Origin of the sequence: Aliikangiella maris, assembly GCF_040719265.1 — a bacterium.
In the GTDB taxonomy this organism is placed as follows: domain Bacteria; phylum Pseudomonadota; class Gammaproteobacteria; order Enterobacterales; family Kangiellaceae; genus Aliikangiella; species Aliikangiella maris.
The window spans coordinates 58,581-74,942 of the sequence record NZ_JBFDAH010000020.1; the positions used below are offsets into that span (position 1 = coordinate 58,581).

At 39.3% G+C, this 16,362-nt stretch carries 4 protein-coding genes; all 4 read left to right on the forward strand.

The window, feature by feature from the left end; all coding sequences use genetic code 11:
• Position 1 precedes the first annotated feature (1 nt).
• The 4 genes from der (at position 2) to ABVT42_RS16290 (ending at position 16,083) form a co-directional block, all read left to right on the forward strand.
• Positions 2-1,519 carry a ribosome biogenesis GTPase Der gene (gene der, locus ABVT42_RS16275; protein WP_353896844.1) on the forward strand — a complete coding sequence of 506 codons (1,518 nt, stop codon included), beginning with the start codon at positions 2-4 and terminating at the stop codon, positions 1,517-1,519.
• A 189-nt stretch (positions 1,520-1,708) separates the two neighbouring features.
• Entirely contained in the window at positions 1,709-5,473 is a 3,765-nt protein-coding gene (locus tag ABVT42_RS16280) for a two-component regulator propeller domain-containing protein (RefSeq protein ID WP_353896843.1), read from the forward strand.
• A 398-nt stretch (positions 5,474-5,871) separates the two neighbouring features.
• The gene (locus ABVT42_RS16285; RefSeq protein WP_353896842.1) at positions 5,872-8,739 is read left to right on the forward strand and encodes a M9 family metallopeptidase; all 2,868 of its coding nucleotides are present in this window, start codon (positions 5,872-5,874) and stop codon (positions 8,737-8,739) included.
• A gap of 768 nt (positions 8,740-9,507) precedes the next feature.
• Positions 9,508-16,083 carry a PKD domain-containing protein gene (locus ABVT42_RS16290; protein WP_353896841.1) on the forward strand — a complete coding sequence of 2,192 codons (6,576 nt, stop codon included), beginning with the start codon at positions 9,508-9,510 and terminating at the stop codon, positions 16,081-16,083.
• Positions 16,084-16,362: the final 279 nt, after the last annotated feature.

Genomic DNA, 16,362 nt, shown 5'->3' on the forward strand with positions numbered 1-16,362 from the left:
AATGCTTCCAGTGATTGCGCTTGTTGGGCGTCCCAATGTCGGTAAATCCACGTTGTTTAATCGGTTTACTCGAACGCGAGATGCACTGGTTGCTGATTTGCCCGGGTTAACTCGTGATCGTCAATACGGTCATGCAACATTAAATGATCACCCATTTATTATTATTGATACTGGCGGAATTACCGGTGGTGAGGTTGGGGTCGATGGTTTAATGGCAGAACAGTCCATGCAGGCTGTTCGAGAATCCGATATCACCTTGTTTATTGTCAGTGCGAGGGATGGTTTAACACCCGTAGATGAGTCCATCGCACAGCAACTGCGTTCAGAAAATAAATCAGTTCATTTAGTTGTTAATAAAATTGATGGCATGGACCAAAATACCGTGCTGGCCGATTTTTATGCACTTGGTTTTCAGTCAGTTTCAGCGATTGCTGCGGCACATGGCCGTGGCGTGGGTAAACTGATTGAAAATGTGATTTTTCCAGCCGCTAATATCAGTTTGCACGAGGCGTCTGAACTACAAAGCGAATCAGAAAACGAAAATACTGCCGACACTGGCTCGGCCGAAAGCGCTGATTTGCCAACAGAAATCGCGCCAAGTGATGATGATGCGCTGGTTGCAGAAGAATCTGAGCATGGCCCTAAACTGGCAATTATTGGTCGTCCGAATGTTGGTAAATCAACCTTAGTTAATCGTTTGTTGGGCGAAGAACGCGTCGTTGTATATGATATGCCAGGGACTACGCGTGACTCTATTTATATTGATATGCAGCGTCGCAATAAAAAGTATACGCTAATCGATACTGCTGGTGTGCGCAAGCGCGGTAAAGTCAATGAAGCCGTCGAAAAATTTTCAGTTTTAAAAACTTTGCAGGCTATTAATGATGCCAATGTCGTTGTCATGATTTTTGATGCGCGTGAAGGAATTACTGAACAGGATTTAAATTTATTAGGCTTTGCGATTGAAGCCGGACGCTCATTGGTTCTGGCGGTAAATAAGTGGGACAATCTGCCGGAAGATAAAAGAATTGATGTTAAAGAAGCAATTAGTCGCCGCTTGTACTTTGCTGATTTTGCTCGTTTAAAATTTATTTCTGCTTTGCATGGAACAAATGTCGGACATCTTTGGGATGCCGTTGATGAGGCCTATGCGGGGGCGCGAGTGAAAATGACATCGTCAAAATTAACCCGTTTGTTAGAAATGATTGTTGCCAAGCATCAACCTCCTGCCGGTGGACGCTTTAAAATTAAGTTGCGTTACGCTCATCCTGGGGGGCACAATCCGCCAAGAATTGTTATTCATGGTAATCAAACCACATCGTTGCCGAATTCTTATATTCGATATCTGGAAAAAAGCTTTCGAGAAGCGCTTAAAATTGTTGGTACGCCAATCAAATTTGAGTTAAAAGAAAGTGTTAATCCGTTTGAAGGGCGTAAGAAAAAAGTGACCGAAGAGCTGCTTGAAAAAGCTCGTCGTAATCGTAAACGTATTAAAAAGTTTGCTAAAAAGAAAAGTTGAGTTTTGTGCCAAAATTCAATTATCTTAATATCAATTGAATTGTTAGCAAAGGGCTGCACTAAGTAAAACTATTCTTTTTTGAGATTAAAGCTATTTTGGCTAACCTGAACAAATTCAACTAAGCTATTTATTAAGTTTAATTATTCGTCAGGTTAACTTTTCTTGGTGGTCAGGTGCCTTATACTCTGTGTGTTTGCCTGGTGTGTCATTCGCTTGACGATTGGCTCTGCATATGCTTTTAACCGATTTGACCGCTATCAGCTTGAACAAGGTTTATCACAAAATACCGTCAATTGTATTTTACAGGATCACTTTGGGTTTATCTGGATTGGAACACAAGATGGTTTGAATCGATTTGATGGCTATCAATTTGTTGCTTTTCAAGACGATAACAATAGTCCCACCGCTATTTCAGATGATTTCATTACCGCGCTGCTATTGACACGAAATAATGAATTATGGGTCGGTACTCGCAGCGGTGGACTTAATCAATTTCACTTTCAAACGGAATCTTTTTCTCATTATCGTCAGTCTACTCAAACGGGAATGAAATCAAGCGATCGTATTTCATCGATGATAGAAATTGACGATAATGAATTCTGGATTGGAACCTCGGGTGGGATTAATCGATTTGCTAAAAAGTCAGGACGTTTTTCTCTGGTTTCAACTAAGTTTGATGACAAACAACTAGTTGTCTCGCAATTATTTCAAGACTCAAGTGGTGCAATTTGGGTCGCAACTGATCACAATGGAATTATTAAATTTACGGGTGATAATTTTCAACATATTGATTACTACAATACTCGCAATACGCCAACTTTACTCTCCGATAAAATTAATCATTTTTTTCAGGACTCTCGTGGCTATTTATGGATAGCGACAGACAAAGGAATTAATCGAATTGCTTTGACCGGTCAGTTGGTTAATCAACATAGTGTTGCGAATAAAAGTCAACTATTAGTCTTTGAACAGTTTTTCTATGACGATGACACAACAAGTGTGCAAAATGGTCGAGCTGTCAGAGATTTTGCCGAAGCCGAAGATGGAAGTGTTTGGATTGCTACCGAAAATGGATTAAGCCAGTTTCAACCCGATAACCGGCAGTTTATGCATCTTGCTCACGATCCTAGTGATGAATATTCTATTGGTGGAAATTCTATTAATACGATTTTTATTAGTGAAGATAATGTTATTTGGTTAGGATTATTTTCTCGTGGACTAAATAAGTTTGCTATTAATACCAAGCATTTTCAGCATTTCAAACAAAATCCCTATGATCCGAACTCTTTAAGCAAAAATAATGTATGGACTTTTGCTGAAAAAAATCCTCATGAAATTTGGGTTGGAACTGATGGGGGCGGGGTAAATTTATTTCATACAAAAAGTCAGCGTTTTACCCATTATAAGCATGATCCTAAAAATAAAAATAGCCTTTCAGACAATAGAGTTTGGGCTGTTTTACAAACAACACCCGATGAGCTGTGGGTAGGAACCTACGCCAGTGGATTGAATCGAATCAACTTAATAACTAATCAAGTTGTTCATATGCGACATGATAAAAACGATGTATCTACACTTAGCGATGATCGAATTATTCATTTATACCAGGATAGCCAAAAAAATATCTGGGTTGGTACACGCAATGGACTGAATCGCTTTGATGAAAAAAATAATCGGTTTGTTCGATACTTTCATGAATCAGATAATGAGAACTCGCTATCGGGCAATTTCATACTGAATTTTATTGAAGATAAAAAAGGCCAGTTTTGGATTAGTACTTATGATGCAGGCGTTACACATTTTGACCCGCGGCGTCAGCAGTTTACTCGATTTCGTTACATGCCAAATAATTCAAATTCAATTTCAAATGACAAAGTAATGTATACAATGGTTGCCAGTGACGGCATGATTTGGGTCGCCACTTATGGAGGAGGAATAAATCGAATTGACCCTTTGAGTGGATTAATTCGTCGTTTTGATAAACGACATGGGCTCAATAATAATTCTGTCTATGCGCTGCTCGAAGACTCAAAAGGTTATATTTGGCTATCATCAAATAGCGGTATTTCTATGTTTGATCCTGTTGCAGAAAGCTTTACCCATTTTTCATTATCTTCCGGTCTACAAAGTTCTGAATTTAATAGTGGTGCTTACTTAAAAGCTTCAGATGGTTACTTTTATTTTGGTGGTGTAAATGGATTTAATCGTTTTTTACCAGAAGCGATTAAATCGGCTGATGTTAACTTGAACGTTATATTAACTCAATTAAAAATTTTTAATCAAACAGTAGACGTGGCCGTTAATAGCGAACAACTTCAATCGCCAGAAAAGTATCATTTAAAAAAAGCGATTTACCTTACAGATGAAATTACATTAACCCATAAAGAGTCATTGGTTTCATTTGAGTTTTCGAGCTTGAATTATAATTATGCCAATGAAATTATTTATCAGTATCAATTAGAAGGGTTTGATGAAGACTGGATTACTGCTGGCAACAATGCACGTAATGCTACCTATACTAGTCTTCCTCCCGGCAAATATCGCTTAAAACTGCGCGCTAGAGTTGGACAGAGCCCTTGGGGCATTGCTTCTGATACGCTTGTTGTTAAAGTCAAAGCGGCACCTTGGCGATCTGGATGGGCCTACTTTATTTATGTGATGTTACCGTTAAGTATTATTCTGGCGTTTGTTTACCAACGATTACAACAGTATAAGCAGTTAAGTAAAAGTGAAGCGCGACTCGCTTTTTCACTATGGGGAAGCCGTAATCAATTATGGGATTGGGATTTACAAACTAGCACTATTATTTTTTCCTCTGGAAAGTCACAAATAAGAGAAGAACAACAAGTCGAGCACTTTGATTTATTCGCACTAAAAAATGTGGTTCACCCTGATGATTTTCAACAAGTTGAATCTTTATTTGAACAACACATTCATGATAAAACTGCCTATCTTGATGTAATTTATCGACGTAAAAATAATGCAAAACAATGGCATTGGTATCGTGCCAGGGGGCGTGCGGTGAGTCGCCAAAAAGATGGTTTAGCGAATCGTATTGTTGGTACGCTTGAAGATGTTGATGAACTGGTTAACGCACAACACGAATTAAAACAGCTCAATGAGAAACTTGAATTTCGCGTACAACAGCGTACGGCTGAACTATCCACAACTTTAAAAGAGCTGAAAGCAACACAGAAACAACTGGTTGAATCTGAAAAAATTGCATCATTGGTTGGGCTTGTTTCTGGTGTTGCCCATGAATTAAACACGCCATTGGGAATAATGTTGACGGCAATCAGTCATATTGAAGAAAACTTTTCTAGACTACTTGGCAAATTACACCATCAAGCACAATTGACCGAGGAGTTACAATCGATAGAACACTCGTGTTTAAAAGGGTTTCAATTAGTTAATCAAAGTATTAATAAGTCGATTCGACTAGTACAAAACTTTAAATCTTTGTCGATGCATGATAACGTTGATAAACCGGAAGAGTTTTACTTGAAGTTTCATATTGAACAGGTTGTTCAGTTGCTTAAAGTACAAAATCATGCAGATCAATTAGCAGTTCATATTCGTCAGTCTGCTGATATTCAAATAAATACCTTTAAGGATTCCGTTGCTATTGTTATTGAAGAATTGATCGAAAATTCAATTTTACATAGTAGTCTTTCGATCGACCAGTTGAATATACAAATAACCTTTACCGTCAAAGATGATTGGGTTGAACTGATTTATATCGATAATGGTAAAGGTGTTACCGCAGAAGATTACGAAAAAGTTTTTGAACCTTTTTTTACTACCAGGCGATCTTCGGAATGTTCAGGGTTGGGATTAACGATTATTTATAATCATATTACCCAAAAACTGAATGGCACAATCAGGCTAGATAAAAATATAAAGCATGGCGTTAAAATGGTTATTGCATTTCCTAAATATAGTCAATCGGAATAATCTCCCCTCTGACTTATAATAATTATTTTTTAATAGTGGTTTGATTTTTTTATGTCAAGTGCTGATAATTCAAAATTTAATTAGTTAATTGAGCGTTTGGTCAATCGCTCCAAGTACTATCTCTAACTAAAATCATGTCTTTAACAATTAAAGTTAATGTGATTTCTACCTCATTTTCGACCCTCTCTATCATTTTCCGGCTGTAATTCACACTTAAGCAGAATGAGTTTTGTGTAATTTTGCACACAAAATAAATGATCATTGTGTGCAAAAAAATTGTTATGCTATTCCTGTATCAATTACCTGATTAAGTAGTGCAGGATATTTGATTTTTTGGTTCGTTTGAGCAAATAGCTCACTTATCCAAGTCAATACACCAAAGAAAATAAGGTAAAAGTATGAAATTTATAAAAACAATATTAGCGACCGGTGTTATGGTTGCACTAGCGGGAAGTAGTCTTTCTGCTAGCGCAAACACCGATCGAGACACGTCAAAACAACAAATCAAAGGACCGAATACTACATCTGCCATTGCGCCAGTTGAACCAATGCCTGATGCGTTAAGAGAAATTTCTCATCAACAATTTAACCAAAGTCTGCAAAAGTTTAATCAAAACCCGCAAACGAGCAATTCGATGACCAGCAAAGCCTTGGCAACTTGTACCGCAAGCGAGTACGCCAATCGTTCTGGTCAATCACTGGTTGATTATATTTTAACGCAGGATATGTATTGTATTAACGATTTGTTTGAAGCTAACTCAACCAGCTTTGCTGCATTTACATCGGCAAAAATGGTGACCGTTGCCAATGCGGCGGCAAGTCTGGCACAAAGTTATCGTTTGGGTGATTCATCAACGATTAATAATCTTTATTACTTTTTACGCACTGGCTATTATCATGAATATTATAGCCCCGATCGTGTTGGTCCTTTTGGTAGCGATGTTAAAAATGCTATTCGCGGCGCACTGGATAGTCTGGTAAACAACGCGGATTTTTATGGTAATTCAGAAGAGCACGGCAAGGCAATTTATGATGCGATTATTCTAATTGATAGTGCAGGTGAAAATACGCGTTATTTGCCGATGATAAAAGAGTGGTTGTCGCGCTGGAATTCCGGTTACGCTAATTCTTTCAGTATGCGTTCTGCCGTGAATAATATTTTTACCGTGTTATTTCGTGGACACTATAACAATGATTTTATTGCCGCGACCGCTAGTGATACCACATTGATTCGCTCACTGGGTAGCTTTGCTCGTCAAGATTGGATGCTAGGCACTGAAAGTCAATTTATGCAAGAAAATGCTGGTGGCGAATTAGCTCGTTTTTTACAGTATACCAATGCTTCGGTTTACTCAACTGTTCAATCCGAAGTGAGCAGTGTACTTAATCGTTACAGTTTAAACGGTAAAGGTCGTTCTGTCTGGTTACGCGTCGCGACAGTGGTTGATTATTTAGATAAATGTTCCGAATACAATATTTGTGGATTTAAAGAACAACTCGAAGCACAAGTGTTACCATTAACTCACACTTGTAGTTCATCATTAGTGATGCGTGCAGAAGATATTACAACCGCGCAATTTAATGAATCGTGTAACTTGTTAACGGTACAAGAAAGTTATTTCCACCAAAAGCTGCAAACCAATAATACGCCGGTTGCTAATGACTATAATACCAATCTTGAAATGGTGGTGTTTGATAATAGCAGTAGTTATCAAACAAATGCAGGTGTTTTATTTGATATTGATACCAATAATGGTGGGATGTACCTGGAAGGTGATCCGTCTGTGCAAGGTAATCAGGCTCGCTTTATTGCCTATGAAGCAGAATGGATGTTACCTGAATTTCATATCTGGAATTTAACGCATGAATATGTGCATTATTTAGATGGTCGTTTCAATTTGAAAGGTGATTTTGCCGATTCAAAAACAGGTACACATAAAACTGTTTGGTGGATTGAAGGTCTGGCTGAATATATTTCTAAAAAAGACTTAAATGATACGGCAATTGAACTGGCGCGCACCAAAGCTTATTCGCTAAGTAGTGTATTTAATAATACTTACAATAGTGGACAAGATCTGGTTTATCGCTGGGGATATCTGGCGGTTCGTTTTATGTTTGAAAAACACCCCAGTGATGTGCAACGCGTTCTTAGTTATTTCAGAGCGGGTGATTATGATGGATATCTAAGTTACATTAAGGGTATTTCCACAAGCTATGATAGTGAATGGAATACTTGGTTAGGTACTGTACAGAGTACTGATACCACCGACCCAACAACCGAAGGTGAATTAACTAATGGTGTTCCTGTCACAATTGCAACGCCAACTGGTAGTGGTGATTTAGAATTTTTTATCAAGGTACCTGCTGGTGCGACTAATCTGTCGTTTACTACATCAGGCGGTAGTGGTGATGCCGATATTATGATGGCTTATAACCGTGTCCCTACACCGACCGATAATGACTGTCGTCCATATAAAAGTGGTAACAACGAAACTTGTTCTGTGGCACAACCGCAAGCGGGTAAGTACTTTCTGGTTGTTGAAAACTACTCGGATTATGCCGGAGTATCACTGGTTGCTCAGTTTACCCCAGGTGATGATACACCTAAAAGTGGCCAATTAACAAAAGGCCAAACTGTCACTGTCGCTTCTCCTGCTGATGGCAGCAATCTGGAGTTTTATATCGATGTACCAGCCAATGCAACTGATTTAACTTTTGATATTTCAGGCGGTAGTGGTGATGCGGATATTATGGTCGCCTATAACCGCGTACCTACGCAAAGTGACTACGATTGCCGTCCTTATTTAACGGGTAACAATGAACAATGTCAGGTTGCGCAACCGCAAAGTGGCCGTTGGTATGTAGTGGTAGAGCGCTATAGCGACTATGCCAATGTTGCTTTAGTGGCAGATTATGTAACTGGTACCAGTAACGCTTGTGACGGCACTACCTCGGTAAATGGTGGGCAGTTGCAAAGTGATACTCCTGTGTGTGTTGCCGGTAGCAGTAATCCTTCATACTTTTCAACCTACATTAATGCTGGCACCAGCAGTCTCACTATTCAAACCTCGGGTGGTACTGGCAATGTTGACGTTTACGCACGTTCGGGTAGCTGGCCATCGACCAGTACTTATGATGCGGCATCAACACAATCTGGTAATACCGAATCAATCACTATCAGTAATCCGCCATCTGGCTGGTTTTATATTAGCCTGGTAGGAAGCCCTGATTTTGCAAATACCAGTTTGAATGTTGTCCATCAGTAAGTAAACCATATAACTAAACTTCGACGGCTTTTCCCCAGTGTTGTTGAAGTTTGGTTGATTCAGAGAAAACGCGAGTGAAATGTTAGTGTAAGTAAATCTTTGTGTCAGTCAGAGCCACCATTTTGGCTGGCACTTTTTTTGCTCATGCTGAAAAAATAAAATAAATTGATAATGCTAAATGATGAATGATTTTTATCCTGAAAGTAACAATTGTTCAGCGTTTGCAGAGCTTTCAGAAAATATCAGAAATCGGTCGGTTTCCTAGTTAATTTTAACCAATACTGAGCATCGCTCGAGTTGGGCTTATCAGGTAATTTAATTGCTTCGCCAGAATCCTCGAAGCGGTGATGAGACAATACAAAGTGCTCTCCTAATAATAGCCAGGTTAAAAAACAGGCTTTTCTACGACAATAGACTGGAAATTAATAGTTTTTATTAATTCGATTGTTTTTTGGGTAAATATTCACAAAAGCTAACTAAATTTTTTACTCAATGATAATATTATATTGCATGCAATGTTGTTTTTTGTAATGAAGTTTTACTAGCTTCTTGGTTATTAATCACTTACTCATACAAGCTGTTGCATGTGCAAAACTAAAAAATAGCTATAACAAAGGTCAATTTTGAGTTCAACATAAAGAATTTTGGCAGTTTAAGATGCTTGACAATAAATCCAAGATACGTAACGGCCATCTTTGTTCTATTGAATTATTAATTGGAAAGTAAATATAAGAGAAGTCCTACTTTAAAAAATTGTTAGGAGGAAAAATGCATAACCTCAGAAACAGCAAAGTGCATAAACTAAAAAAACTAATGGGGCTTACCGCACTATCAGTTTTAAGTGGCGCATCATCTGCAATAACACTAGAGGACGAACGATTGTCCTGTGGCGTTGAGCATGCCCATGAAGCACTTTATAAAAAACATCCGGAAATAAAGGCTAAGTATGAAGCTCATGAAGCTCAGCTAAAATTGAATCAGATGTTGTCCATCAATACTCAATCAGCTGCTGCAGCCAATTACACAATCCCAGTAGTCTTCCATATTGTTCATGCCGGTGGTGTGGAAAATATTACAGATGCTCAAATTCAGGAATCAATTAATCAACTTAACGAAGATTATAATGGCAATGATCCGCGCAAAGATTTAATTTTTGATGAGTTTAAAGATCGCTATGCCAATATTGGAATGCGTTTTGTTCTCGCTCGGTTAGATCCCGATGGAAATCCAACAGACGGAATCACCAGGCATTACGCACCTGACGAAGTGACTCAATTTAATGACGCTTCGGACGGAATTATGAAAGCCAAATATGCCTGGCCGCGAGAAAAATATTTAAATATTTATGTGGTTCGAAGTGCCGGTGGTCAATCAGGCTCCGCTTGGGCATTCTACCCATCGCAAGTTAATGAAGATAAAACTAAAGCACTCGATGGCGTTATTAGTTCACACTGGGCAATCGGTCGTACCGGTACAGCAACACCAACCCACTGGAAAATATTAACCCATGAAATTGGACACTGGGCTAACCTTGCACACACTTTCCAAAACTACTGTGCAGAACCTGGAGACGGTGTCTCTGATACACCGCCAACTCAAACAGGTAGTGGTTGTGACAAAGTCTGGTCACCTTGTATAAAAGGAACTATTTCTAATACTCAAAATTATATGGATTACGGTACCTGTACTTCAATGTTTACCACTGGGCAAGGCCAACGCATGAACAATGCAATGAATAGCTCGGTTGCAGGTCGTAATAACCTTTACACACAAGCTAACTTGCAAGCAACAGGTGTTGTCGGTCAATCGGTAAGTGCACTTTTCAATATTGAAAAAAATAGCCTGGTGCCCGGCGGCAGAATTAAATTTAACGATGTTTCCGAAGCAGAATCAGGCAACATTACCAGTTGGAAATGGGACTTTCCTGGCGGAACGCCAAGTTCCTATAACGGCCAGCATCCTCCTACAATTGTTTACAATACACCCGGAACTTATTCAGCAACACTAACCGTCAGTAATGGCTCAAGTTCTAACACCGTTACTAAAAACGATTATATTACGGTTAGTAATGATATCGTCATGCGTAACGATGTTGCTCGTTCATGTAGTGCTAAATTTTATGACTCAGGTAATAATCATGCCGGTAACGCTGGCGCTTACGGTAATCGCGAAGATCATAAATTAGTGCTACTACCAAATAAAACCAACTCAGCAGTTAAAGTTAATTTTAATGAGTTTGTTTTAGAGAATAATAGTAACTGTGATCTTGATAGTTTAAAAATCTATGATGGACTCGATGAAAACAGTACATTAATTGGTTCATACTGTGGTAATAATTCTCCTGGCTCAATTTCGGCAAGCAATTCAGCTGGTGCTTTAACATTTGTTTTTCATTCCAATGTAAAAGCACGCACAAAAGGCTGGGATGCAGATGTCAGCTGTGTATCAGGCCAAGGCGGCGGTAATATTGCTCCTACAGCAAGTGCTAATGGACCATACAATATTAAAGCCTCACAAAACCAACAATTTAGCAGTGCAAACTCTGTTGATCTTGACGGTGAAATTACTCAGTATGCCTGGGACTTTGGTGATGGCAATAGCAGCAGTGCTGCCAACCCTACTCACGCTTACAGTTCTATTGGTGCTTATAACGCGAGTTTGACGGTTACTGATAATAGTGGCGCTAGCTCAACACAAAACTTTGTTGTTAATGTTCGAGCCAATCAACCTGATCTAATTGTTGTTGAAGCCAATGGTCCTTACACCGCAAAAGAAGGTCAAGGCATTGACTTTAGTAGTGCAGGCACTTTTGATTTAGATAATAAAATTACTAAGTACCAATGGGATTTCGGTGACGGCACAACAAAAGACTTCCACTCACCTACGCATACTTATCAGTTAGCGGGCAGCTATACCGCCACCCTGACAGTAACCAATGATGCTGGTGAAACAGCCAAAGATACCGCTGAAGTAACAATTAATATTGAACCGGGTGATCCACCACCAGCAATGGTAGATGCATGTGCTTCGGGTTCACCCAAAGTTACCGAAGGAGAAATTAAAGCAGGCACTCCAATATGTACCGGTAAGGATACGGACGACACTATATCTTTCAACATTGCCAAAGCTAATAGCTTTAGAAGTATTGCAATCACCACTGCACATGGCGAAGGTGACATTAGCTTATACTTTAAGAAGAATGGCTGGCCTACAGATACTGATTATTCAGCAAAATCGACTAATATCGGTAACAACGAATGTATCTATCTAAGAAATCTCCCTGACTATTGGAATTACATTTCACTAAAAGGTGTATCAGGTCAAGGTGGAACAACCATTGCTGTTGATTTTAATACATCAGGCTGTCGTTCAAATGGAGAAAATGTTGATCCCGTGGCCAACATTAATGCACCGACTACAGGTGATGTAGGAACAGCAGTTGCTTTTGATGGTTCAAGTTCATCTGACTCTGATGGCTCTGTCGTTTCTTATTCATGGAACTTTGGTGACAATAGCGGTACAGCCAGTGGTGCAAAAGTCAATCATACTTTTACTAAAGCCGGAACTTATAACGTATCGTTAACAGTTACTGATAATCAAGGCGCAACAAACACCACTAGTCACTCTATCAATATTAAAGCGGCAACAAACCAGGCACCTACAGCCAAAGCGAACGGTCCTTACGTTGTTAACCTAGGTGATACAGTAGTATTCAACAGCAACGGTTCAAATGATCCGGAAGGCGAAGCGTTAACTTATGCCTGGGATTTTGGTGATAGTAATACGGGAACTGGCCCTAGCCCCGGACATAAGTATGCATCTGCAGGCGATTATACAGTTACTCTAACCGTAACTGACATCGGTGGTTTAACAGATACGGCTACAGCGACAGTGACAGTTAAAGATGGAACTCCAGTCGGCTACTGTACTTCAAGTGGTGGTGGCACCTACGAGTGGATCTCAAATGTTGAAGTCAATGGCTTTTCAAACCCAAGTGATGGCGCAACGCCTTATACCGATTTCACCAATCTAACCGTCAATCTAAAGAGTGGCGATAATGCAATTGCATTAACTGCAGGTGGTTCTTACGCCGAACACTGGAAAATCTGGATTGATTTCAACCAAGATGGTGATTTTGAAGATGCCAATGAAGTCGTGTTAAGCAATTTGTCAGGTAAAAATACCGTTAATGGAAACATTAATATTCCTGCCAATACCAATGTAACCACTCGCATGCGTATTGCCATGAAGTACAATGGTGAAGCTGCATCTCCGTGTGGTGATTTTGGTGACGGTGAAACAGAAGACTACACAGTCAAAATCGAAGGCACTGGTACTGGAGAAAATAAACCACCGGTTGCTAAAGCCAATGGTCCATACTCTGGAAAAGTAGGTCAAAGTATTACTTTCGATAGCACTGGTTCGACTGATTCTGATGGTTCTATCGCCAGTTATGAATGGACTTTTGGAGACAATAACAGTGGCACCGGAGCCACTCCTAGTCATACCTATACAACAGCGGGTAACTACACTGTTAACCTGACTGTTACTGATGATAAAGGTGCGACCGGTAGCTCAACGGCAAACGTTACCATTACAGATGAGCCAACCATTGGTTATTGTGCAGCCAACGGCGGCGGCGGTTATGAATGGATAGCCAATATTGAGTCAAATGGTTTCAGTAACCCGTCCGGTGACGGTGATTATAGTGACTTCACAGCCCAAACCATTAATTTAGTCAGCGGTAGTAATGCGATTAAATTAACACCCGGCGGCAGTTACACCGAATACTGGAAAATCTGGATTGATTATAACCAGGATGGCGATTTTACAGATGCAGGTGAAACGGTATTAACTGGCCTATCAGCTAAAGGGGTTGCTAACGGAACTATCAACATTCCAGCAAACACTAATGTAACCACACGTATGCGTATTGCCATGAAATATAATGGCGAAGCGAGCTCGTCTTGTGGTGATATCGGTGATGGTGAAGTCGAGGACTACACAGTTTCAATAACCTCATCAACAATACCGGATGAACCTGTAAGCTGTGGTGCAACAACTAATGATGGCGGTGGCTTAATCTATGATCAAACAGAGTGTGTTAACAAAGATACTGCTGGTAGATACTCATACTATGTGCATGTATCCGAAGATAACACTAAGTTATACTTTACAACCTCAGGTGGTAAAGGCGACGTAGACATTTACTATAATGCTGATACTTGGGCGACTAATACCGATTATCAATATAAGTCGGATCTAGTTGGTAACGATCAAACGCTTCAGGTTACTGCTAACCAAGGTTATCGCTATGTGACTTTACATACTGATTCTGAATTCTCAGACGTTAACTTTGTGGTAAGTACAACGCCACCAAAAGGTAATGAAGGTCAAGATTCGGGTAATGGCGGAGTTGGTGGTTCAGGTACTACGGATCCGAATGATCCAGACTGCAAGTTAGCCGATACACCGACTGATGATCCTAAAATTAGTATGTATACCTTCACCAATAATGTCGAGGAAAACTATTATGAAGGCTGGATCAGAATACGTGGAACTTCTGTATCAGCAGATTATCAGTTGAAGCTTTGCGCGCCAACCTACGGTAATGTTCGAATAGGTGACCGTAGTGAATCTTTTGATTCTGACCCCAATCTGTTTGGTAAAGAGTTTGAATATAGTTATAAACACTGGGGAGCACGTGATACTAACACGGATACTATTAAAGCAATTGCTACAGCAACAGACGGAAGTAAGGCAGTATTTTCTTTCGACTTAACATTAAACAATCCAACAGTTGAACATCCAGTTCAACCGTCTTGTGATAATTTAAATCTTGATGCTGACTTTGATGGGATCCCTGACTGTGCAGAAGAACCCGGTAAAACCTTCTATACCATGCCTTTGTATAACTGGGGAGCTAGAAAAAATCAGCTTGACTTGTTTATTGAAGTTGACTGGATGGATAAGCACCCGCTCAAAGATTATGACGGTAACTATGTCTATGATGACAATGGTAATCAAATCATTGACCATGGTACTGAGCCTAAGCGTAAAGTTCTTGATAGAGTAAAAGAAGTCTTTGCGGCGAGGAATATTCATATTCATTTTGATATTGGTGATAAGTTCGACCAAGCACCAGGACTTGATCCAAGTGACTATGACTTAGGTGGAGGACAAGCCATTCCATTTATGGAATATATCCATTTAGCTCGTTGGACAGATTACTACAATGGTAAAGAAATAAAGGTTCCAGGTATGGATGAAGATGTCATGCCTAAGTATTTCTTTAATAATAAGGAACGTGAACATATTTTCTACTATGTGTTATTTGCCAACTCTCAAGGCGGAGCAAACCGAGGCTCTTCAGGTCAAGCGCCAGATCTATTTGATCGCTATATGTACCTGTCAATGGGAGGCACCGGCTGGGGCTTTACCGACGATACGCCTGAAAACGAAAATATGATGATCAATGCTCATGCTTCAACCATGGTACATGAACTAGGTCATATATTTGGTTTAAGCCATGATGGATTCCCAGATGATAGAGCGCGTAACTTTAAATTGAACTACCCAAGTGCAATGAACTATTTATTCCAATTGCAAGGTGGCCCAACAGATAAGTTTGCTGATATTGACTTTGACACTATGGTCAGAGAGCGTTATTACTTATGGCGTAACCCTAAATTAGATTATGCCTGTACAGATCGGTTGAATGAAACTCATCCTGACAATAATACCTGGGGCAATTTAGTTCATGGTTTAAGATCAGATCCCGCTGACTTCCATATTGGTTTCTCTGATGGTTTACAACCTAAAATTGACGAAACGGAAATCTCTGAAGGTTTATTATCAGCAGGGTTAGATCTCAATTGCGATGGAAACATTGATAATAATGTTGGCCCGCTTGATGTCAACCATGATGGACAAGTTGACTTTTTGTGGGATTACGATGATTGGGGCTATCTAACATTCTTTTATCACTACTATAACTATGATGTGAAAAACGAATATGATACTTACAATGAGTTTTTATTAGAACCTAACTATCATGTGCGTTGGGCTCATTCCCCAACAGATGTTAAGTACCCTAACTTAAAAACCATTACAGGACTTGAAAAAGCACAAACTAAGAAAAATCATCTATTGCTGACGTCTAAAGACAAGACTAAAGACAATGATAAATATCTAAGTTTAAAAGAACTTCAAGCTAAAAGTGATGAGCTGATTGGTGTTAAGGAAATAATATTACCGCAAAGTGCACGCGATGCTTTACACAAAGCTATGGACGAATCGCGTCGCAAAGCGCTTAATCAAGAAGGTTCAGAAAATAAAAAATAAACTTAAGTAAGTGTTAATATATTATTAAGTGCAATAATCAAGACTTGACAGCTGCCCGTTTTTTAGTGGTGGCTGTCAGTTTATATTTGAGCAAGATTTTTGAGTTCAAATATGCTTTCCATCCTTTAATATTTTGAACAGATTTACTCGCAATATATTTTCCTTTAATAAACTCGTTTATTGTCATAGTTATTCTAAAGATAAAAAATAAATGCTTTTTATACGTAAACGACCAGCGAATTACACGCTTGACTATAGATATAGCTATAAAGTCAAACT